Genomic DNA, 23547 nt, shown 5'->3' with positions numbered 1-23547 from the left:
TGGAATAAAAGGAATAAAAATGGATTTCAATTTACTTATTTCACATCCTGAATGGCTGCTGCTGGTATTGGCGCCGCTGTTCTTCATCTGTATGGCATTGGAATGGTTTTTCGGTGACCGCCTCAGACGTTTACCCGAGAATGCCCGCTATCGACCGGCGGAGGTTTTCTGTAACTTTGTGCTGGCAGGCATGCACCAGGGCGCCGATATTCTCACAGGGTTACTGCTGGCCAAACTGTATTTGTGGTTATTCGGCTGGCGTTTGTTCGACATTGAGATGAATGGCTGGACCTTTCTACTGCTGATGCTGGGACAGGACTTTTGCTATTACTGGTTCCACCGGGCCAGCCACAGGTGCCGCTGGATGTGGGCCGCCCATGTAGTGCACCACAGCTCGGAAAACATGAATTTTTCCACCGCCTTTCGTCAGAGCCTGATGTACCCATTGGCGGGCATGTGGCTGTTTTGGTTGCCCTTGGTGATCATAGGCTTCGACCCCAACTGGGTGGTATTTGTGGTGCTGCTTAATCTGGGACTGCAATTTTTTGTCCATACCCAGGCCATCAAACGTCTTGGGCCCTTGGAGTGGATATTCAACACTCCGTCCCACCACAGGGTGCACCACGGCCGTAATCCTCAGTACATAGATAAGAACTACGCCGGGGTGTTGATCATTTGGGATAGATTATTCGGCAGCTTCGAGCCGGAGCGGGAAACCGTGCGCTATGGTATTACCAAGCCGGTGAACAGCTTTAATCCTGTGACAGTCACTTTTGCCGAATGGCGCGATATGTTGGCGGAAGTGAGCCGCCCCGGGCTTAGTTTCAGGCAACGTTGGCGTTTGCTGTTTGCACCGCCGGCCAGTCAGGAGTTGCCCAGCTCTGGCCTCGGAGGATATGCTGATGGCCCTGACAGTTCCAAGGAAGCTAAGGAGTACTGATGAAGCTTTTTGTGTTTGACCATTGTCCCTATTGCGTCAAGGCTATGATGCTGGTGGGGCTTAAGGCGTTGCCGGTGGAGCGGGTCTATCTGCAAAACCATGATGTGGAGTCCAGAATAGCTATGGTCGGCGCCAATATGGTACCCATTTTACAAAAAGCCGATGGCAGCTTCATGGCCGAGAGCCTGGATATCGTCAGTTATCTGGATAATCTGGATGGTAAGCCGGTCATTACCCTTGCCAGCCAGGCCGATGCTGTCAGCCAATGGCAGGAGGCATCCGGTTATTTCAGCAATCGCTTGCTCTATCCCCGCAATGTGTTGCTCGGCCTGCCTGAATTTGGCTGCCAAGAGGCGATTGCCTGGTTTACCCAAAACAAGAGCGCCATGATAGAGATGTCTTTCGAAAAAGCGCTTGCGCAAACGGCCGATTTTCTTGAGGGCCTGGCTAAGTGTTGGCCACGGCTCGACTGGCTGCTATTGCCGTCGGAGAGGGGCAATAAGTTGAGTATTGATGATATCAACCTGTTCCCCGGCCTGAGAAACCTGACCATGGTCAAGGGGCTGGTATTCCCGGCCAGAGTGCGTGCCTATATCGAAGAGGTGGCAGCGCTGACTCAAATCGACTTGTACGACGACAGAGCCGTCTGAGCGGCTTTATCTGAGTCATACAACTACACCCAAAAAGACAGGCCAGTACTGGACCTGTCTTTTTCATTCGTTTTCACTTTAGGGCAAGTGCTACTTTTAACCCGGCTTTTTCAACGCTCTCTTTGTTGATGCACTGCACGTTGTCTGTGCTCCTGAGCACGGTTGGGCTGGCGTCGCTCAGCCTGATGGCGCTGTGGCTGAGCTCGCTGCGGATGCTGCACCTTCGATTGGCTCTGAGGCTGATAGCGTCTCTGTGGCTGCTGTTGTTTATCTGCCTGTTGCCGGCGCTTTTCAGCTTGTCTATAAGTAGTGTTAGTGTGCTGGTTTGATGCCTGTTGCAACTGTCTGTCTCTGGCCTGATGTTTAGCCCGCATCGTTTTGTCGGCGGCGTTGGCACTGCTATTGGCACTCCTATATGACGGCTGCTGTGACAGCTGGCGAACTTTTTGTGGCTCGCCCCTATGCATCTTCTCCCTCTTGTCAGCGGCGCGCCATTCACGGCTATTGTGTTCCCTGCGCTGCTTTAGCTCATGCTGCAACTGCTTTTGTTGCTTGTTTCTGTCCTGATGCAGCCTCTGGCTATGGTTGAAGCTGCGGGCCTGGGATTCATAACGCTTGTGCGGCTTGTTGTATACCGCCTTGTTGTAGCGTTGTTGCAGCCCAGGGTGGCGATAATGGGCGCCACGTCTGTGGTGCGGGTTATGGCTCCAGCGCTGGGCTCCCTGACTATAGGCCAGTCTTGGCCGGTAGTGATTATAGTGTTTGTGGCGATAATCGACCCAGATCACTCTGTCATGCCAATGAAAGGCGCTGAAGAAGAAGTTAAATGAAATGCTGACCCCGGCACTGCGCCAGTAAAACGGACTGGAGTGGTAGCGCACATATCCGGGGAAAGGGTCCCAATAGATAGGTGGGTAGCTGCTCCAGTGCCAATGGCCATAGACACGGCGACTGTCGTAGTAAGGGGCATAGATAATCTCGGTGCGGGTCGGTGCTATCACTATCTGACGTTCGTCGCGTCTGGCGTTAAGGTTACCCAGGTCATTTAATGAGTCGGCATCCCAGGCGGCTTGTCTCAGGGTTTGAATCCCATCCATCACCCGCCCTTCATCGGCGATAAAGGCTTCGCCCAAGCGGGCTGTCCAGTCCAAATCTGTGCTCATCTTGTTCAACACTTCCGGAAAGGCGATAAGCGCCATCACACTGGGATCCCAATCCTGGTTCTCGGCTTCGGCCATCAGGCGTTCATTGCCCCAATGGCTGCGCTGTTTGCGCCAGCGCTGTGCCTGCACCAGTTCCAGTGGATAGGTTGAGGCGATTAACATATGGGTCAACAGGGTGTCCGGATAGAGAGCGATAGGGGAGAGCAGCTGCATCAGCTCGGGCTCCCGGATATCACTGCCGGATTCGGCGGCCTGCAGCGCCGTAGTTGGCAGGCCAAACAGACACAGGATAAGCACACTGTGCTGCAGCCAGATTTTCAGCTTGTTCATGGTTGCCTCCTTTAGGCCGGTATGGTTACCAGCCTGGCAAGTGATCTAACTGAGGTCTTGCGACGCAATTCCCCATCAGTGGCTTCAGGATAAGTCGCCTTTGATGAACATAAGCTGAAGGTTTTGGGATGGCTAAATATTATCCAGCGAATGGACAAAAGATTTTGTCTTTTCTGGTTCAGCCCCTGGTTGTGAGTGGTTTTATCAAAACAGTTATTTAGATAGCCATTGGGAAGCTCCAACTGGACAAACTGTGTAGTGGATCACAGTTTATGGGGGCGCAAGCCTCCACCCTGTTATAGCTATTTATCTTTAGTCGCCATTGAGTGCGACTATCGCCAACAAGCAAAAGGAGTGTATATGGCAACCAAGAAAGTCAAGGCACCCACTATAGATATAGGCATCAATGATGCAGATCGTAAAAAAATTGTCGCGGGGCTTTCCGCGCTGCTGGCCGACAGTTATACCCTGTATCTGATGACCCATAATTTCCATTGGAACGTCAAAGGCCCACAGTTCAACAGCCTGCATCAGATGTTTATGGATCAATACACAGAGCAGTGGAATGCGCTGGATGAAATTGCCGAGCGGATCCGCGCCCTGGGGTATCCGGCGCCCGGGACTTATAAAGAGTTTGTTCGCCTGGCATCCATCAAGGAAGTGGAAGGTGTGCCCTCTGCCAATGAGATGATATTACATCTGGTTGAAGCCCAGGAGGCCACGGCCCGCACCGCCAGAGATCTGTTCCCCGTTATCGACAAGGCCAATGACCAGCCGAGCGCCGATCTGCTGACCCGCAGGCTGGAAGTCCATGAAAAGACTGCCTGGATGTTGCGTAGCTTGCTGGAGGAATAGCCTAAACGCTAGGCGCTACGCATCAAAAAGCCGCCCCGGAGTGCTCCGGTGCGGCTTTTTTTTAATTGCCTTTATTGAAGTGGCATTTGTGTTGGCAAGGTTCGCTTACCCCAATCACATAGTTTGCCCATGTTGATGGAGAGCCACTCACTTGTCGCCTGGCTGCCACGCCAAGTCGTTTGGCGCTATCTATTCAAGGCTTAAGTGTCTTAATCAAGGTATCAGGCCTTTTCGGGAATACGTTCCAGTACCGCCAACAGCAGCTGCCAGTATTGGCCCACTGTGGTGATATTCACCATTTCATCCGGGCTGTGGGGGAAGCGTATGGTGGGGCCGATAGACACCATATCCATGGCCGGATAGGGCTCCTTGAACAGGCCACATTCCAAACCGGCATGGATCACCATGATCACCGGCTCTTTATGGTAGATGTCCTGATAGGTGTCGCGCACAATCGCCATTACAGGAGACTGGCTGTCTGGCTTCCAGCCTGGGTAGGCGCCGGAAAGATCAATCTCGGCACCGGCCAGGTTGGCCAGGGCGATCAGCATGCCTTCAACCTGGCTGCGACCAGAGTCAATTAAGGAGCGGATCAGGCACAGGAGTTTGACATCCTGTTCGCTGGTATTGATCACCCCGAGGTTGAGTGAGGTCTCGGTCACGCCTTCAATCTCGTCACTCATCCGCATGACACCATTGGGGCAGGCATGCAGCAGATCGATAAGAGTGTTCTGACTCTGCTCGCTCATCACCTTGGCAGGCAGCGGCACTTCGGTGAGAGTCAGGCAAGCGGCCGGATCGGCAACCGCCAGCTCTTCTCTAAGCAGCGCCTGGAAAGCCGCGGCGGCTTCGCTCAACGCTGTGGCTTGTTCGGCCGGTACCAGAATAGTGGCACTGGCTTCACGGGGAATGGCGTTACGCAGCGAGCCGCCGTTGAATTCGGCTAGTTCCAGCTGCAGGCTTTCGCTGTGTTCAAACAGAAAACGGGCCAGCTGCTTATTGGCATTACCTCGTCCCAGGTGAATGTTCACCCCCGAGTGGCCACCCTTGAGCCCGGAGAGCGTCAGGTTGAATGCCTGGAAACCCTCGCCTGTGGCTTCCCAGACCATTGGCAGGGCGATCTCGGCATCCACGCCACCGGCGCAGCCCATGTAGATTTCGCCTTCCTGCTCTGAATCTGTGTTGATCAGGATTTCACCGCGAAGCATACCGGCTTCCAGGCCAAAGGCTCCTGTCATACCCGCTTCTTCATCTATGGTCAGCAGCACTTCCAGCGGCCCGTGGGGAATATCGTCACTGCCGAGAATGGCCAGCGCCGATGCCATGCCTATGCCGTTATCGGCACCCAGAGTCGTGCCCTGGGCCTTGACCCAGTCGCCATCAATCCAGGGCTGGATCGGATCTTTGACGAAGTCATGCTCTTTATCGGCATTTTTCTGCGGCACCATATCTATATGGGCCTGGATCACCACGGGTTTGCGGTTTTCCATCCCGGGAGTGGCATCTTTGCGAATAATCAGGTTACCGACTTTATCTTCGATAACTTCAAGCTGACGGTCTTTGGCCCAGCTCTGAATATACTGGCTGAGCGCGGCTTCATGCTTGGATGGGTGAGGAATGGCACAGATTTGTTCAAACCACTGCCATAGCGGCTGAGGTTGCAATTGGCTGAGACTGGACACAGCAAACTCCTGATCTTTTCGTCTGGTTGGCGGGCTTGGAACGGGCCAAGCGCGAGTTGTCACCAGTCTATCACACAGCGGCCTAAGGGCGCAGAACCCAGTTGGGACAATTGTTTATTTGTGGCAGCGAAACTTGCCAGCCAGATAATGGTAATCCGGCGCCGGAAAGGGAATAATGCTGGGCGCCAATAAAAAATAATTAGGATGGGTCATGGTTGAATTTATTGATGTTACTGACCAGGATGCAATTTTCAGTGAGGCAGGCTGGGATGCATTGCTGGTGGTCAGCGCCGATGTGACGGCGTGTCCAATCGAAGAGGTGGCGATACTGGCCTCCCACGGAGCTCAAGTCGACAAACGGGTGGGCAAGAGCCCGACCCTGTTGTTTGCTCCCGGGCTTGCCGGTGGCCGCTTGATTATCGCCCCGGTCGCGCCGCTTGGCGATTATGACGATGTGCGCGCCTTTGCCAATGCTGCCAGGGCAGGTATCGCCATCGCCCGAGACGCAGGAGCTAAAAGGCCGCTGCTGTGGGTCGATAAGCCTGTATCCTTGGGCGATGAATACGCCAAGGCCGATCTGGTTGCGGCGTTGGCAATGGCGCAGGAGCTATGGCAACCATTGGAAGCCCGGGAAGCGGGCACCGCCCTTGACAGCATAGAAGCCATAGAAGCCATAGGGGTGCTGAACGGCGCCGATGCCGACATGCTCAATGCCATTGAAGCCGGCCGCAACCTTGCCAGAGATCTTTGCGGCACTGAGCCCGAGCGCATGGGCGCCCCTGCCTTTGCTGATTACTGCCTCAACACCTTTAAAGATTCAGGGCTGTCGCTGCAGGTCGTGGAAGACAGAGACATTCTGGAGCGGGACTATCCCTTGCTGAGTGCCGTGGCGCGAGCCTCTTTTGCCGTGGCCAGACATCAGCCCAGAGTCGTTAAATTGGAGTACCGCGGCGAAGGTGACATCCAGCACAGTTATTTCTTTGCCGGTAAGGGCGTGGTGTATGACACAGGCGGCGCCGATCTGAAAGTGGCCGGCGCCATGGCCGGTATGAGCCGTGACAAGGGCGGCGCGGCTGCCGTGGCCGGTTTGATGAAGACCTTGTCATTACTCAAGCCCAAAGGCATTCGCGTGGTGGCTGAACTGGGGCTGGTACGCAACAGTATAGGCAGCGAAGCCTTTGTTACGGACGAAATCATCACAGCCCATTCGGGTGTCAGGGTCAGGATCGGCAATACCGATGCCGAAGGGCGCTTGGTGCTGGCCGACTTGCTGTCCCATCTGCGTTTAAAGGCGCAGGGCAGTGCGGCGCCCGAGCTGTTCTCTGTGGCAACCCTGACCGGCCATGTGGTGCGAGCCTATGGATCTTACAGCGCGATAGTAGCCAACGCCGTTGCCGAGCAACAGGCATTGCCCAAGCGGTTGCAAGCCAGCGCCGAGCGTTACGGTGAGGGGCTGGAGCTGTCCCGTTTGCGTAAGGAAGATTTTGCCAAGGTGCGTGATGTTTCCGGTGCCTCAGAGCTACTTTCTTCCAATAATGCGCCCTCATCGGTTACCGCCAGAGGGCACCAGTATCCGGCGGCCTTCCTGCTAAAGGCTTCCGGATTGGCACAACACGGGGTAAAAGACGCTCAGCCTATGGCCTATAGTCATCTGGATATTGCCGGCAGTGCCACAGAAGGTGATCCCCTCTATGGCAAACCTACGGCGGCGCCGCTGCTTGGGTTGTTTGCCTATATGACTGAGTAAGCCCTCAACGCCTCCCGGTCGATGTCGTCGGCCGGGTTATCCCTGTACTCTGTCCGTTGGCTTTTGTTCATTTGGCGACCGCTATATTGGCATTACCTAGCCCCGATATTTGCTAGGCGCTATCTTGTCTAAGTTTTCCACTGCAAGCGGTTGGGTCAGAGCTGATTTGAAGCTGTTTGAATCGTCATCCACTACGAACCCTGAAAACAACAGAAAACTTTCAGACGGATTTTTAGCCAATCCTGTAACCGGGTGATCTAATTCACTTTAACTGGTCTTACCTCTTTGAGATCACGCTTTTACCTCCGTTGGGAGACTAACATTTGGGCGCTGACTGACAGTCAATTACAGCGTTAGATTTTACTTAATCTGGATGAGGTTGGTTTGGTTTGTTTTGCTATTATTTCTTTAAAATCAAGTGGTAATATTTTTTCTTCATTGTGTTTCGAAGTGTATCATTAAGTGCCATGGGTAAATCTTGTGTAACGTTTATGTAATTGGCTTACATTTTTAGGCGCGTTTTAAATTTTTAGCCTTGATACTTGTAATAAAATTACAAATGGCTATAATAGCTCTCGTTGGTTAGGCAAGCGCCTTCCACCTCTAGTCAATCCAGGATGGATAACTATCTCCAGGGAAATGAGTGACAAGTTGTCTCCACGGATATGAGAACCTCTAGTTCCAGGGAACCGAGCCAAGCTTCACTAGAGTATTTATTTCACAACTTTGTTAGGAGTATCGGCTATGTCTTACACAGGCAAAAACAACCTAGTTTATTGGAGCAACACCTGGTTTGATTGTCAGGTTTTGCGCGGCGGCATGTTCGCCATGAGTTTTAAGGGCTGACTACCCCTTTAAGTAGTTCCATCATCCATCAACCTTTGTTCACCACTTTGTGGTGTATTTAGACTCAAGTTGCAATAGAGGTTTTGCTTCTGTTGCCAGGTGTTACCCGCTAGCGCGGTAGACTCTTTCCCTTTTGGGTGCTTGATACATGTCTTGGCCTGCTCTTTGAGCAGGCTTTTTTTTGTTCGCAGCAAAATGTGAATAAATTGTGAGCTGGTGGGCAATTAATGGATACCACAGGCCGACTAAGTACTCTGGTGCTGGTCTGATCAGCGCAAACTCCCTATAATCTGCCGCCGATGACCTCGTTAAAGAAGTGTCACAAACCTCCCTACACTCAAATTCAAGGAACCTGGTTCCATGTTGGAAAAACTGTTCAAGTTAAAACAAAACAAAACCTCTCTGAAGCAGGAAGCTGTGGCGGGTCTAACCACCTTTCTGACCATGGCTTACATCATCTTCGTTAACCCCTCAATGCTGGCTGATGCCGGTATGGATCAGGGCGCAGTCTTTGTGGCGACCTGTATCGCGGCGGCGATAGGTTGTCTGGTCATGGGGCTTTTGGCCAACTATCCCATCGCCCTGGCGCCGGGAATGGGTCTCAACGCCTTTTTTACCTATACAGTTGTGGGTGAAATGGGTTACAGCTGGGAAACCGCGCTTGGCGCCGTATTCCTCTCCGGGATCTGCTTTATGATCCTCTCCCTGGTACGAATTCGGGAATGGGTGGTCAACTCTATTCCTATGTCGCTGCGCCTCGGTATTGCCGCAGGTATCGGCTTGTTTTTGGCGCTCATTGGCCTCAAGAGTGCCGGTATTGTGGTTGCCAATCCGGCGACTCTGGTAAGTATGGGGGATATCACCGCATTTCCGGCACTGATGTCGGTATTGGGGTTCTTCTTGATCATCGCTTTTGTTCAGCGTGGATATAAGGCGGCGGTGATCCTCAGCATTCTGGCCATCACTCTGCTAGGGCTGGCCTTTGGTGATGTGCAATATAGTGGCCTGGTATCCATGCCGCCCTCCATTGCGCCTACCTTTATGAAGATGGATCTCTCCGGCATGCTGGAGATCAGCATGATTTCCGTAGTGTTCGCCTTTTTATTTGTGGATTTGTTCGATACCTCTGGCACCTTGGTGGCCGTGGCGCAGCGTGGTGGTTTCCTGGATGATAAGGGCCGCCTGCCAAGACTCAATCGCGCCCTGACCGCCGACAGCGCTGCCACTATTGCCGGGGCCATGCTGGGTACTTCGACCACCACAAGTTATGTCGAGAGTACCTCAGGCGTCAGCGCCGGTGGCCGTACCGGCTTGACCGCCGTCGTGGTCGGGCTGCTGTTTTTGGCTTCACTCTTTATCTCGCCGCTGGCCGGTATGGTGCCGGCTTATGCAACCGCGGGCACCCTCTTTTATGTGGCGATTCTGATGATGTCTGGCCTGGTGCATGTGGAGTGGGAAGATTTGACCGAAGCCGCCCCTGTGGTGGTGGTCTGCCTGCTGATGCCATTGACCTTCTCAATAGCCACGGGGATCGCCTTTGGCTTTATCGCCTTTGCGGCGATTAAACTTCTCTGCGGCCGTTTTCGCGATCTCAATGCCGGGGTGGTGGCACTGGCGCTGCTGTTTATTCTCAAGTTTGCCTACGGCGGTTAAGGCTAAAGCGCGAGCATCTGCTTTATAAACTGCATTTATTAAGGGTCATACTTTGTATGGCCCTTTTTGTATGAGATATCGCAATAAATAACGATTTTGTCCGCTTGAATGCCGACTGCCGCTAGGAATCCGGCGACGGATTGGGTATAAGATTTATCCCCGACTTTTTTAAGTAAATACAAGTGATGAACTTGAGTGACACACGCTACCGCCGGGTAGTGGTAAAACTGGGTACCAGTGTGCTTACCTCCGGCAGCAAGCGCCTGGACAAGGCCCATATGGTCGAGCTGGCCAGGCAGATGGCGACCTTAATGCGCGCCGGTATCGAAGTGGTTTTGTGTACTTCCGGCGCCATTGCCGCCGGGCGCGAGCACCTGATGTATCCGGAGTTGCCGGATACTATGGCCAACAAACAGTTGCTCGCGGCCGTGGGCCAGAGCCAGTTGATCCTGGCCTGGGCTCAGTTGTTCAGTATTTATGGTCTGCACGTGGGGCAGTTGCTGCTGACCCGGGCGGATCTGCACGATCGCGAGCGCTATCTCAACGCCAGAGATACCCTGAATGCGCTGCTGAAACAGAATATTATCCCCATCATCAATGAAAACGACGCCGTTGCCACCAATGAGATCAAGGTAGGGGACAACGACAACCTGTCTGCCCGCGCAGCGCTTTTGTGCGATGCCGACTTGCTGATCCTGCTGACAGACCAAAAAGGCTTGTTCGATGCCGATCCGCGCCATAATCCCAATGCTCATCTGATCAGCGAAGTGGTCAATATCGATGACAGCCTGCGGCAACTGGCCGGCGGCTCGGTTTCCGGTTTGGGTACCGGCGGCATGGCTACCAAGCTGGAGGCGGCCGACATAGCTCGCCGCGCCGGTATCGAGGTGGTTATCGCCTCGGGCCATCATCCGGACGCCATAGAAAAAATCGTTGCCGGCGAGTCAGTGGGGACTCACTTCTGCGCCATCGAAACCCCGCTGGAGAGCCGCAAACAGTGGATCCTTGCCGGACCCAAGGCCAAGGGGAAACTGACTTTGGATGAAGGCGCGGTGCGGGCGGTAACCGAAAAGGGCCGCAGTCTGCTGTCCAAGGGGATTATTGCTGTCGAGGGCGAGTTTGAACGTGGCGCCACGGTGCAACTATTGGATCCCAAGGGCCGTAAACTGGCGCGGGGGATCTGTCGCTACAGCGCCGTGGCCCTCAAACGTATCGCGGGCCAGCATTCAGATAACATTGAATCCTTGCTCGGCTATGACTATGGTGATGCAATAGTGCACCGCAACGACATGGTGGTTTTATGACAGCTGAATATCTGCAACAACTGGGGCAAAAGGCCAAGGAAGCCAGCTTTGCCCTGGCCAATCTTTCCGGCACCGCCAAGCAGCAATTGCTGCACAATATCGTTACCGCTCTCAAGGCCGATGAAGCGGCTATTCTCGCGGCCAATGAGCTGGATGTCGCCGCGGCCAAAGAGGCCGGTCTCAACGCGGCCATGATAGACAGGCTGCTGCTGGATAAGTCGCGCTTGGCCGGAGTGATAGCCGATATCGACAATGTGATTGCCCTTGCCGACCCCATTGGCCGCGAGTATGACAGCCGGGTGTTGGATAACGGCTTGCGCCTGTGTCGCCGCGCCGTGCCACTGGGGGTGATAGGCGTTATCTATGAGGCCAGGCCCAATGTGACTGTGGATATCGCCGTGCTGGCCCTTAAAACCGGTAATGCGGTGATCCTCCGTGGCGGCAAGGAAACCCTGAAATCCAACCTGGCGCTGGCCAAGGCGATTCGCCAGGGCGTTAAAGCCAGTGGCTTGCCGGAAGATGCGGTGCAGCTTATAGATAACCCGGATCGTACCCTGGTTACCGGCCTGCTCAAGCTGGATCAATATGTGGATATGATAGTGCCCCGCGGCGGCGACAAGCTGCAGCGGCTCTGCGCCGAGCAGGCAACTATCCCGGTTATTCTCGGCGGTATCGGCATCTGCCATCTCTATCTGGATAAGGCGGCCGATCTGGAGAAGGGCATTCCTGTCATCCTCAATGCCAAGGTGCAGCGGCCAACCGTATGTAACGCTCTCGATACTCTGTTGGTGCACAAGCAGATAGCCAAGGAGGCATTGCCCAAGGTGGCCAAGGCCTTAGTCGATGTCGGAGTTAAGCTGGTAGGCTGCCCTGAGACTGTAGCGATTCTTGGGGCTGAGCAAGTGGCCGCCGCCAGTGAGGATAGCTTTGCTACCGAGTGGTTATCCCTCAATCTGGGGATCCGGGTGGTCGATGATATCCAGCAGGCCATAGGCCATATTCGCCGTTATTCCAGCGGTCACTCTGAGGCTATCCTCACGGATGATATCATCGCCGCTACCGAGTTTATGAACCAGGTGAATTCGGCGGCGGTTTATCTCAATGCCAGCACCCGTTTCACCGATGGCGGCCAGTTTGGCCTGGGCGCCGAGGTGGCTGTCAGTACTCAGAAACTGCATGCCAGAGGCCCCATGGGGCTGGAAGCACTGACCACCTACAAGTGGTTGGGTGTCGGTGATTACACCGCCAGAAGTTAGTGTTTACTTCTTGTAAAAGGTATTCAGAGCCACATATAACAAAGCCCCGCAGTTGTTATATATAGTAACTTAAAGGGTGTATATTGTGTATTAAGGCAGAGAAATCTGCCTTTTTATTGCACAATCAACATTATAGGTATATAGTCAATAGTGTGTACGACATGTATAGGGAAAGCATAATTTGTCATCAGTAAAAGTCAGAGCGACGATTGTAGAGGACAATACGGGCATCAAAAGCCAACTGCCTATCTTGCTAACTGAGCAAGGAGAGTTAGGTACGGTCACGGACTACCTACTCAAGTTAGAGGCGGACGGGGTGAGTAACTCCGTCATGAATGGATTTCTTCAAGCGGTGTCCTTGTTGCTGGATTATATGGAAGCAAATAGAGGATTGTTTGACGATCCGAAGTTGCTCTTTCAGACCTTTTCTAAGCGGTTGTATACAGGAACGATTGGTGAAGATGGACTTGACCCCTCTGGTTTATATTGGGTGCCAAGCTCAACCAGTAACGTGAATAAGCATATTCATCGATTGACGGCATTCACCGATTGGTTGGCAAATAAGCAAGGCACTGTGTTAATGAATCCCTTGCGTGATGCCACCCCGCATGAGCAGCGATTGAACTACGCTGCATGGTATCGAAAAAACCAAAATGACTTCCTTGGTCATATTGAAGATAAGACCGTCAATAAAACCATCCGTAAGGCGCGAACTATTAAGGGGCGCACACCACTCACCAAAACCGAAGATGATGCTATCGCCTTTCCTGAAAGGCATTGGGAAGATTTTTATAAGAACGGTATTGGTGGCGCAAGCGATCCACGAGTAGCACTCAGGGACAAATTAATACTCCTACTCATGCACGGTGGCGGACTACGCGAAAGCGAGGCTTTAACCCTTTGGGTGACAGATGTATTTGAAGATCCCAATAACCCATATAGTGCAATCGTTCGAATTTACAATGAAGTCGATGGCAAAGCGCCAAATGACCCTGAAGTTCGTTCTAAAAATCAAAATAGAGAGACGTACTTAAAAGAAAAGTATGCGCGTATCCCTCGACAGCGCATGAAAGGCACCGCGCATCTCGGTTGGAAAAACCGTGTGGTTGACCATAAAGATAACTACATACAGGTTCAGTGGTTCCCAACCGACTACGGCAAAGTGTTTATGTCACTTTGGAAAAACTATCAAAAGTACCGCGCCAGCATCGACTGTCACCACCCTTATGCGTTTATTTCTTTTCATCACAGCGCGTTAGGCAACCCTTACACCATCAATGCTTTTCATGATAACTATGCAAATGGCTTGAAGCGCATTGGTTTAGAACCGAGCAAGGCAGAGGGCTTAGATCCGCATGGGCATCGACACAACTACGGTAGACGATTAGAACGCTCAGGGTTAAACCCGTTGGTGATTCGACGTTGTATGCATCACAAGTCCTTAGAATCACAAGTCCCCTACACAGGCAAAGGTCAGCAGGAAGTTTCTGACGAACTGACCCGAGCGACACTGCAACTGGCAAACCCTGAATCCAAAGTCAAAGCGCTCGACTGGAAAGCGCTGGTTGAGCACGGCTTTGACGACATCGACCCACAGGGTTATTTCACTGGCAAACATCCAAAATTGAGAGGTAAGTAATGGCGAAAAAAAGAAGATATGACGGACGTTCATCGGATTTAACCTTCTCATGGATGTTGACCACACTTGGTGCTGAGTGGGAGCAGTGGCAGGCATTGGCAGCAGAGTGGATGGCGACACAAACATCTGGCGTTGCTCACAAGCAGAAGGCGTTAAGCCGCTTCTTTGAGTCTTATATTGCTGAATGTGCACCCTATGCTATTGATAACATGTCTTTGTTTTTTAAGGGCTATAAAGGACATCAATGCTCCAGTGAAGAGTTGGAGAAACTAGCAAAAGGTCGACTTACAGATGCGGCTGAAATTTCATCGAGCGTGAATATTCCTTGTGACTTCATCGACTTTGTTATTGAGAAGGTGTTCTCTGAGAAAGATGACCATGGAAAGCTAATCCCACTAGTTCAAAACCCTCTCAGCAAAATCAAAAAACAAGCTAGTGCGACTGAAACCGTTCGCAATCCCTTGCCATATAGCTACATTCAGGACTTGCGTCAAATCCTTTGCCCGTTACCAGATAAAACTGAGCTGACCGTCATTGAGAAAAATCTTAAGGATGATGAATCCTTGCTTCCAGCTTATCACTACCGCCATTTCAAGCACTGGACTTGGGCGCAGCAGCAGACAGGGCAAGGACAAACTCAAGGTGGTGACTGGTTTGAAGTCGAACCTGAGCTGATTAATAAGTCCGACCCTGACTGTGTGTGGCGCAGCAAAGAAGTGACTCGCAAAGGTAATAAAATCACCGTTCATCAACTCTGGTCGCCCGTCAAAGCGATGGTGATTTTCATGAAGCTCCACCTACCACTGCGTACCTATCAGGTGCGTATGCTAGACAGCGGTGAGGCTGATACATGGCGCTATGAGCAAGGTCAATGGGCGCTCAACACCAAACATGACTTTGCCCTTGGCAGCGAGAAGCGCCCGTTCGGGAAAGGCATCTTCCGCCGCATTCACGACACAATGACAGGGCTGTATTCAACAGGTCTATACATCAACACCAACAAGACTGCCGACCAGAACAAAGACGAACTGGAGCGTGGTTACATCATCCCGTGGCAAAACGAGGAAGTGCTTTACTGGCTGGAAAAACTGCGTAACTGGCAAGAAAAATACAATCCGATAGCAAAGCCCACCGACTGCACAACCCTGCTACCAAAGCACACTCGTAAGAAAAAATCTGAAAAGCAACTAGAAAGCATGGGGGAAATTGCATTTCTGTTTCGCGATGCATCAGCAAAAGGTGAGGACAAGCACAAGCCAATTTCGTACACAGCGACAGATGCTTTCTGGTATCAACTCCTACTTACATTTGAAAACCAACTCGCAGAACGTGGTAATACCCTAGATAACGGCGAACGGTTAAAACTGGTTGTGGACTACCCAGAGGGTACGCCAAAACGGGATAAGGTTGCCACACTCTTTCCCCTGCACAGTTTACGTGTCTCGCTCATCACCGCTTATACGATGGACACGCAATTGCCACTGCCTGTGATTTCTAAACTATTGGCGGGTCATACGCGCCTGTTGATGACCATCTACTACAACAAAATCACCCCGTCCGTGATGGCAGAGAAGATGGATGAAGCACATGGTGAGTTGGATGCGAAATCCAAACAATCGGTGCGTAACTTCCTTAAAGATGCCTCGATGGAGCAAATCCAATGCAAGATGGTGTATCACAGTGATGATAGCATTCAGGCGGCACTGGTTAATCGCAATCCGATTGGCTGGGAAGAACGCTCCTGTGGGTTGTGCTTGGTCGGAGGTAACACCGTCAAATCAGATGAAGTGAGTACCCTTGGTGGTTGTTGGAACGGTGGTGGGTTGCTTAATGATGCAAAATTTGCTGCCAGCCGTATCTACGGCAGCGTACCCCACGGCGCTGAAAACTGTATCCGCTGCCGCTGGTTTATTACCGAGGCTCGATATCTTCCTGCGCTTAATGCCCACTTCAATCAACTGAGTTACAAGGCGCATCAAGCGGCTAATCTCTCTGTGGAAATTGAGGGTGAACTGGAAGCCCTCAAAGATGAACAGTTCTTTTGTGAAGAGCAAGGTAAGCCGTTCATCAAGCATGATGAACTGCAAGCACTACAGCGCCGCTATGAAAAACAGCAAGTCGAAGCCGATGAATACGCCAAAGATTGGATAGCGTGCTTTGAGCTTATCAACAAAATCATTTGCGTCGAAGAAGCCAGACATGAGGATGATACCAAAGATAAACTGATTGCGGTTGGCTCTGAGCAAGATGTCAGCCATGCCTTGAAATTTATCGAAACCGACTCAGAGTTACTGCACCTATCGCTGCTTTGTGATGACGCGGAGTTCTACCCTGATTTGCAGGACGAACTGCGTAAAACCCCTGCAATTCAAAAGCGTTCAATGCAACTAAGCCGTGTGCTGATGAAAAAAGGCTTTGAGCCGATTTTCATGGAAATGGACGACAAACAACAGCTTATCGCCGCCAATGCCATGCTGCGCCAGATGGCAAAAATCGCCGACCCTGACGACAAACTTGAAGGCTACCGCAAGGTGGCGAGCTACATCGAAGCGGGTGAATACCTGATCGATAACAAGCTGTTCTCTGAGGGTATTCATGCTCTGACTGATAAAGCCATTAACCTAGATGGCATAGCACTGCCGAACTTATTGGAGGACTAATGGAATTGGATATTGATGTCATTCTGGCTGACTTAAAAGAAGGCAAAGTGCCTCGCACTCAGCAAAACCTCGATAAGCTCAACGACACACTGAAAGCCTATGCGGAATCAGGTCAGCGCGACTTCTCCATTACCCAAATTGGTCGAGTGTCTGCTGAAAATGGCGGATTGGCGTATGAGGCTTTGCGTGCTACCCGTAACAAGCACTACCGAACGCTCATCGAAGCATGGGCGGCAAAGTACAATACCAGTACCAAAAAACCGTTATCCAACACCTCAAGGTCTAAATCCATCCCTGCGGATAATAAACTGTTAGAGCGTATCCCAGACCCTGCGGTTCGCGCCTTGTTTGGTCAAATCATTGCCGAGCGTAACCGTTACCGCAAAGAGGTTAATCTGCTCAAGCAACACGCCAATATCACCATCGACAAACGCCCTGTGCGGCAGTTTGACACCACCACAGAACCAAACGTGGAAGTGCTGCCATCCCTATCAGGCGTACTCATTGAATCGGAGAAAAGAGCCTTAGCGTATGCCGTATCCAATGAATGTATGGAAAAGAACGGCTGGCAAACCACTCAGGCGGGACAGGTGAAAGACACTGAACTCAATGTCGAGATATTCCCGCGAGGCTTTATCACAGGGCTTCGCAAACTATTGGGTGAGGTTGATGACTAATGGCAAGTGGGCAGCAGAAAGCGCAGCAAAACCTTGAAGCATTTGAGGTCTGGAAGGCCACACAGACTGACCATGACTTCAAACAAATCGTGTTTAGAGGTCAGCTTAATCGTATTGAAGTGGCAAAGGGGATTGGTTGTGGAAAATCGGCGTTAAACCAAAATCCAGCCCTCAAAAAAGCACTTAAAGCCCTAGAGGGTGAGTTACGTGAGAGAGGTGTTCTGCCACCTCTTACGGACGCTGCCAAGAAGAATGCGGATAAGCCCAAGCTCTACGACAACACAGCAAATCGAATGCTTCTCGATTCAAAGCGGGTGTCTTCATTAGAGGCTGAAAACATCGAGTTGAAAGCCAAGGTCAAGGAGCTTGAAAAGCGACTTGAGCGCTTTGGTGAGCTATCTGAAACCTTATCCGAAATGGGGTTGATGCCACGATGAATACCGCTTTGCATGAAGACCAAATGCGTGTCACCAGTATCCCTTATCACTCGACCAAGATGGTGATATTCAGCGGTGTACCGCTGGCGAAAGACTCTTACAAAACCAATAGTGGGAAGTATTACGTCACCATCAAAGCCGACCCCGATAGCATCCCTGTACTTCCAACGCTGGGTCAGCATTGGTCAGTCAAAGGTGCTCGCCAGATAGAAAATATGGAGATGGGTGATTATGTAATGCAGCAGCACACTTATGAATCACCCAAGCATATTGAATGCACTTTACCCGAAACAGGTGAGCAACTGATACGCTTTATCGCCAGAGAAAGTGACTTCAAGGGTATTGGCGAAAGCAAAGCTAGAGCGCTCTGGCAGCTCTTGGGTAAAGACTTCCATGCCACACTGAGAAATGACACCCCAGAGTCCAGAAAGCGTCTGACATCGATTTTGAGTGACGATTCAGTGGAAACGCTCTTTAAGGGGTACGCCAAATATAAAAATCTGGCTCATTGCAACTGGATGAGCGAGTACAACATCCCTGCCAGTGTGCAGCAACGGCTGCTCAAGCATCACGGTGAAGCCTCCATCGATGTTATCAAGGATAATCCTTATGCTTTGATGGGCTTTGGTCTTTCGTTCAGTGCCATTGAAGACATTATCAAGTTAACGGATTTTAAGAGCGATGTTGCGAAGGATGACCCAAGAAGGCTCAGCGCTGCTCTGGAAATGGCGATTCGCAAGGAGATTGAAAAAGGTCACACCTATACCACTCATGCCAATGTGCGCCCTTATCTAAACAAGCTACTAAAAGACAAAGCACTGGTCACTCAGGCGTTCCAATCAGGCCATGATAAAGCTCAGTACATTTTAAACCCCGACACAGGAGCCTACCATCCAACGGCCCAACTTCTGATGGAAAGTGTCGTTGTCAAGCGCTTAAAAACACTGATTAAGCGAAATGACTTGTTTGATGAAAGCGCCAATGCTGCGTATTGCTCTGCGGTTGCGGAGCTTCCCTACGAATTAACTCCTAAACAAATCGAAGCCGTCACAACGTGTCTGGATAATTCGGTAAGCTGTATTACGGGCGGTGCAGGAACAGGCAAGACAACGGTACTCAGAACGGCTCTCAGGGCATATCATCAACTTGGATTTGAAATACACGCCGTGGCGCTCAGTGGTCGCGCTGCAATGAGACTTCATGAGTCCATCGGTTTTGTTACCTCAACCATTGCCAAATTGCTGCGTCAAGACCCTATCGAACCCAGTGTCGATAAACCCAATCACCTACTGGTGATTGATGAGGCAAGCATGATTGACTTGCCAACCATGTATCGTCTTGTGAATCACATTCACCCCTCTGTGCGATTGATATTCACTGGCGACCCCGACCAACTTCCACCCATCGGCTGCGGCAAGGTGCTGGCAGACATCGTTGAAGCAAAAGCGGTGGCTAATACGGTGCTAGACATCGTTAAGAGACAGGAAGGTTCAACGGGTATCCCCGAATACTCAAAGCTTATTAATCAAGGTGTGATACCTGAACAACTGAGCACAGGTGCAATACACTTTCACGAAACCAGTAAAACAGACATTGCCAAAGTCTGTTGTGAGCTTTACCAGCAGTGTCCTGAAAACAGTCGCGTCATGGCTCCAACCAGGGCACTCGTATCAGAAATCAATAAACTCACCCAACAAGCCGTTAACCCAGATAGCACTAGCCTTGAGTTCGAAATTAATGGTGATAAGTTCTTTTTGCCCCTTCGCATGAATGATGCGGTGTTATTTACGCAGAATCATTACGACAAAGGCATTCAGAACGGCTCACTTGGTATGCTAACCAACGCCAAACCTTCTGGTGATAGTTACGGTGAAGTGACGCTAGATACAGGTGAAAAGGTCGAGATAACACAATCCGTTCTCGACTGCATGGAGTTGGGTTACGCAATCACCCTACATAAAGCTCAAGGGTCACAGTTTCCACGCATCATCATCGCTCTACAAAACGGAAGAATAGTAGATAGAGCATGGCTCTATACGGCAATCACGAGAGCTGAAAGTGAAATCCATATCGTTGGTAGTCGCGATGATATGAAGCGCATCACCGAGGCACCTAGTCACTCTCATAAGCGGAATAGCTATCTGAAAGAACTACTGGGGTGGATAATTTAGACATTTTGGTGTCAACGGTAATTACTTCATGCTTTATTACTTGCTAATTCTTGCGCCGCCACATCTCTTACCTATATGATATTAAAAAATATTTTATTGATTGCTGGTTCTATTTATCAGGAGATGTTATGGACTTTTTAACCTCTACAGTTCTATCGGGTGTTCTATACGATGGATTCAAGAATGGTGTCGCAATAACGACAGAATATTTGAAGGAAAAGCTACAAGGATGGCTTATTGATGATGAGGTGTTGAATAAGTTAACCAAGAAAGTAAACGTTCTTGATTTACAAGACTATGGTGAACACGTAATTGAGCGTAAGTTGAGCGAGTCAGGGGAATTACAAGAGATTTTAAAACTAATTAAACCTGATCAAAATACCAATATTGGTTCAGTGACTCAGAATCATAGTGGTTCAGGTGACAACGTTGTAGGAAACAAAACTGTTTACTATAAATAGGTAGGTTGTGTGATGGTGAATCAAGAGCATAGTGGCTTAGGCGATAATGTGGCGGGTAACAAATACGAAAGCATAATTCGTAGCGTTCAAGCTAGAGACCTTATGGGTGTGACAGAGAGCATCATGCGTGATGTTTGTTATAGAGATTTAGATAAGGCTCATGAAAAGCTGAATGTTCTCTTCGGAATAAGTGCCCTAGAAGCCGATGTCCAATTGTTACTGAAAGCTTTGAGAGTAAAGGTTGAACTCGCCAATGCTCTGGAATCACCATCAAAAAATGAGCTCGTAATGCTACTGGGCCGAGGGACTCTCCCCGATGGCGTTCGAGAAGTTGTTACTTCGATTTTAATTGATTTGGAGTCTAGAACTTCTGAAAGCTTAGCTAGAGACAGATACTCTGATTTGCCAGTTAGTGGAGCATACACAAAAGAAGTTTTCTACGAACGTTTAGCATCCAAGGAAGAGCTCAATGATAGTTACCGAACTGCAAAAATTTATGATTTGTCCGAGCAGGAACTGACAGGTTTAGTTCGTGGTGCTGTCAGGGTTGAAGATTTCGTATGGGCCTTTGAATTGGTTCAACGTTTACATGAGTATTTTCCATCAAGTAACTCAGCAACACTTTTGCTTTATACAGAAGCTTGTCTACTCGCGACCCAAAACCAGCAAAAATACTACGTATCTCTGAGTAAACGTGAGAAAAATGATGTAGATAGACTTGTAAATCAACTATTAATTAGTATCGCTGATTCAGACGATAATAGGCACATTGCCACCCTAATAAACTTACTTAGCCTAACTCATTTTTCTGACAATCGGTTGTTTGAGCAGGGTAAGTTGCACCTTGATAAGATTCGGAAAATGAGCCCAGTGTGTGCAGAATACATAGAGCAGCTTTCTGATGGTGGAAGTGGCGCAGAAACTAAATTTGAATTAGTTTCTGACTCATTAGATTTAGAACAATTCGCACGCTTAGATTTTGCCCTTCAAAACGATCATATTAAGGTTAATACGGTAAACAAATGGGTGGATCGTGGGGGAGCAGTTCATACAGGAGATGACTATGTTAACTCTTTCTTTGATTTGTACTTGAGAGCCTCAGTTTGCTCAAGTGCTAATAAGAAAGCAGTGCAGCTTTTGGACGAGAGGGCGCAGCGCTTTTTTGAGTTAGACGCAGAGAGATTTCTTCGAGTTAACCCGCATGCAATGTTGCGGCTATGCGAAAAATTTATTGAGCTGGGGTTGCCTCTAAACGCAGTTAAGTATTTGGCTCCTTTTCTATCTGACGAAGCTTGGGTGTCCCCTGTTTTCCAGTGTTATCTTGATGCTCTATTTGAAAGTGAGAAATTTGACTTGTTCCTATCCAAAATTAGGCACTTGGAACCTAGTGATAAAACCGCATCAATTCATTTGAGAGAAGCTCAAGTATATGAGCGACTGAACCAGTATGATTTATCAATAGAATCAACTAGATCTGCAATTAAAATCTCACCGAATTACCCTTATTTATGGCATCTATTGTTACATGTGTCCAGAGCAAAAGGACTCAATAAACAAGAGCTAAGTGACATTGTCTTCGAGATACCTGAGGTCATTTTCTCAAGTTACGATGAATCTAAAGTGCCGTTGGTTAATGAAATTGCGACCCATGTAGACATTAATCTTGCAGACAGAGTTCTGGTTGACTGGTTTGCCCAAAGCCCAGATAAAGTAGCAACAGCTCTAACGCAAATTCATCTCAATTCCTTACGCAATCGTCCAGAGGTAACTAGCAACCCATACATACCACTACATTGTTGTGATGGTGTTACATATAGCGATGGGTTTGAAACGTTTACGAGACTTCTTGTGCGTGATGTTGATTGCACTCATCCATTATTGCTCGATATTGAATCACCGTTAGGGCAAACACTTAATGAGATGCAAGAAGGAACCACCTCAGGTGTTTATACAATGCTTGAGCGCTTGCCTTCTTATGTTGCTGCTTATAGGCATGCCGCAGATATACGTCATAAAGGAAACGACGGCACAGATGCTTTTAGGATGTTCACTATTCCTTCTAACGAAGGAGAAATGATTCCTTACGTTGAAAATATTTTGAGGCGATATTCTTCCGAAGAAAAAAGAAGGGATGAGGTTTTACAGAACCTTAACGTATCTTTGATGATGAGAGGTCATTTTACCGACAAGGGAAATCCTGTTCGCGGAGCTATAATGCACCTTTCATCAAGTGAGTCCACTCAGTACATGAAACTGTTTAATGGCGGTGAAGAGCAGTTTGATAAAGTTATTGTTGATGTATACACAGCGGTCTATCTAGCTCTCATGGGACTTGCAACGAGCATTGTTAATCTCAATCTTAAAATAGTTTTATGCCAGCAAACGAAAAGGGCTCTAGAGTCTTGGATTGAGGACATTCTAAGAGATGATTACATGTCTATGGGGGTCTCTGAGAAAGGGATGTATAGAATTACATCTGAAGATATTCAAAGAGACTGCTTGGATTTGATTCAAGGGCTTAAAACACTACTTGAATGTGCTCAGGTAGAGGCTTTAAAACCTGCTGATACACCAGATCTTTTGGTGAAAATGAGAGATATGGTAGATGACACAGTTTATTCTACCTTCCAACTTTCAGTTGCTAATGATATCCCGTTACTTTGTATCGATCATTTAATGATTGAGCTGGCACATCGTTCAGGATGTCCTGCTGCTAATATGAACTCTTTTGTTGAAAGAGCTCTTAAGTCGTTGTCATTTAAGGAAAGAAAGAAAAGTATCCAATACAATTTGTTCTCTGGTACTCCAGCTTCAATCCTGTATCAGGATATTATGGAACTCAGTTGCTCATCAGAACCTTCAGATACCTACTTGGTGTTTAAGTTTATGGAGAAATATGGTGAGGCTATTGATGGAACTGGCACACCATTGAAGTTCTTAACCGATATTGTAAGGAACGTAACAGCTGTAGCGTATATTGATCGCACGATTTTAAGGGTAGTGTTCATAAATCTGTGTCATTTGAGTAATATACACCCAAAAGGATATTCAAATGACCAAACCTACATTCGACATG

16 protein-coding genes are annotated in these 23547 nt (G+C 49.5%); 14 read left to right on the top strand and 2 right to left on the bottom strand.

The genetic code is table 11. The annotated features are described in order from the left end of the window. Positions 1–19: 19 nt before the first annotated feature. The gene (locus tag CX650_RS11805; RefSeq protein WP_052248094.1) at positions 20–940 is read left to right on the top strand and encodes a sterol desaturase family protein; all 921 of its coding nucleotides are present in this window, start codon (positions 20–22) and stop codon (positions 938–940) included. Continuing rightward, on the top strand, positions 940–1590 hold the full coding sequence (grxB, locus tag CX650_RS11800; protein ID WP_101095925.1) for a glutaredoxin 2: 651 nt from the start codon (positions 940–942) through the stop codon (positions 1588–1590). Before CX650_RS11805 ends, grxB begins: the two co-directional genes overlap by 1 nt. Before the next feature lie 110 nt (positions 1591–1700). Here the strand turns inward: grxB and CX650_RS11795 are convergent, their stop codons facing one another. Continuing rightward, positions 1701–3083 carry a DUF3300 domain-containing protein gene (locus tag CX650_RS11795; protein ID WP_101095924.1) on the bottom strand — a complete coding sequence of 461 codons (1383 nt, stop codon included), beginning with the start codon at positions 3081–3083 and terminating at the stop codon, positions 1701–1703. 360 nt (positions 3084–3443) lie between these two features. Here CX650_RS11795 and CX650_RS11790 point away from each other — a divergent pair, with 360 nt between their 5' ends. After that, positions 3444–3938, top strand: coding sequence for a Dps family protein (locus CX650_RS11790; RefSeq protein ID WP_039034276.1), 495 nt, complete (start codon positions 3444–3446; stop codon positions 3936–3938). A gap of 221 nt (positions 3939–4159) precedes the next feature. Here the strand turns inward: CX650_RS11790 and CX650_RS11785 are convergent, their stop codons facing one another. Further along, entirely contained in the window at positions 4160–5620 is a 1461-nt protein-coding gene (locus CX650_RS11785) for an aminoacyl-histidine dipeptidase (protein WP_101095923.1), read from the bottom strand. Between the two features lie 211 nt (positions 5621–5831). Between CX650_RS11785 and CX650_RS11780 the strand changes: the two genes are divergently transcribed. The 11 genes from CX650_RS11780 to CX650_RS11730 all read left to right on the top strand — a co-directional run. Next, positions 5832–7367, top strand: a complete 1536-nt coding sequence (locus CX650_RS11780) for a M17 family metallopeptidase (RefSeq protein WP_101095922.1) — start codon at positions 5832–5834, stop codon at positions 7365–7367. 1206 nt (positions 7368–8573) lie between these two features. Beyond that, a complete protein-coding gene (locus CX650_RS11775) occupies positions 8574–9866 on the top strand; it encodes an NCS2 family permease (RefSeq protein WP_039034273.1) in 1293 nt (430 codons plus the stop codon). A 185-nt stretch (positions 9867–10051) separates the two neighbouring features. Then, positions 10052–11170 (top strand): glutamate 5-kinase, encoded by a 1119-nt coding sequence (proB, locus tag CX650_RS11770; protein WP_039034272.1) that lies wholly within the window; start codon positions 10052–10054, stop codon positions 11168–11170. Continuing rightward, positions 11167–12426, top strand: a complete 1260-nt coding sequence (locus CX650_RS11765; RefSeq protein ID WP_101095921.1) for a glutamate-5-semialdehyde dehydrogenase — start codon at positions 11167–11169, stop codon at positions 12424–12426. Before proB ends, CX650_RS11765 begins: the two co-directional genes overlap by 4 nt. Positions 12427–12607: 181 nt before the next feature. Beyond that, positions 12608–14065: a gamma-mobile-trio recombinase GmtY gene (gene gmtY / locus CX650_RS11760; RefSeq protein WP_101095920.1), complete on the top strand. Its 1458-nt coding sequence runs from the start codon at positions 12608–12610 to the stop codon at positions 14063–14065. Next, a complete protein-coding gene (gene gmtZ / locus CX650_RS11755; protein ID WP_101095919.1) occupies positions 14065–16725 on the top strand; it encodes a gamma-mobile-trio integrase GmtZ in 2661 nt (886 codons plus the stop codon). Before gmtY ends, gmtZ begins: the two co-directional genes overlap by 1 nt. Then, positions 16725–17402, top strand: coding sequence for a gamma-mobile-trio protein GmtX (gene gmtX, locus CX650_RS11750; protein ID WP_101095918.1), 678 nt, complete (start codon positions 16725–16727; stop codon positions 17400–17402). The genes gmtZ and gmtX overlap by 1 nt, the downstream gene beginning before the upstream one ends. Then, positions 17402–17839 carry a VPA1267 family protein gene (locus CX650_RS11745; protein ID WP_101095917.1) on the top strand — a complete coding sequence of 146 codons (438 nt, stop codon included), beginning with the start codon at positions 17402–17404 and terminating at the stop codon, positions 17837–17839. Before gmtX ends, CX650_RS11745 begins: the two co-directional genes overlap by 1 nt. Positions 17840–17862: 23 nt before the next feature. Continuing rightward, positions 17863–20010, top strand: a complete 2148-nt coding sequence (locus tag CX650_RS11740; RefSeq protein WP_229800054.1) for an AAA family ATPase — start codon at positions 17863–17865, stop codon at positions 20008–20010. A gap of 128 nt (positions 20011–20138) precedes the next feature. Further along, positions 20139–20471 carry a GapS6a family protein gene (gene gapS6a, locus CX650_RS11735; RefSeq protein WP_101095915.1) on the top strand — a complete coding sequence of 111 codons (333 nt, stop codon included), beginning with the start codon at positions 20139–20141 and terminating at the stop codon, positions 20469–20471. Positions 20472–20483: 12 nt separating this feature from the next. Then, positions 20484–23547: tetratricopeptide repeat protein (locus CX650_RS11730; RefSeq protein ID WP_338090226.1), on the top strand; the 3064-nt coding region annotated here is incomplete at its 3' end.

Origin of the sequence: Shewanella indica, assembly GCF_002836975.1 — a bacterium.
GTDB lineage: Bacteria > Pseudomonadota > Gammaproteobacteria > Enterobacterales > Shewanellaceae > Shewanella > Shewanella indica.
Note: the sequence above shows the minus strand (reverse complement) of the source record. Positions and strands in the feature narration are given on the sequence as shown.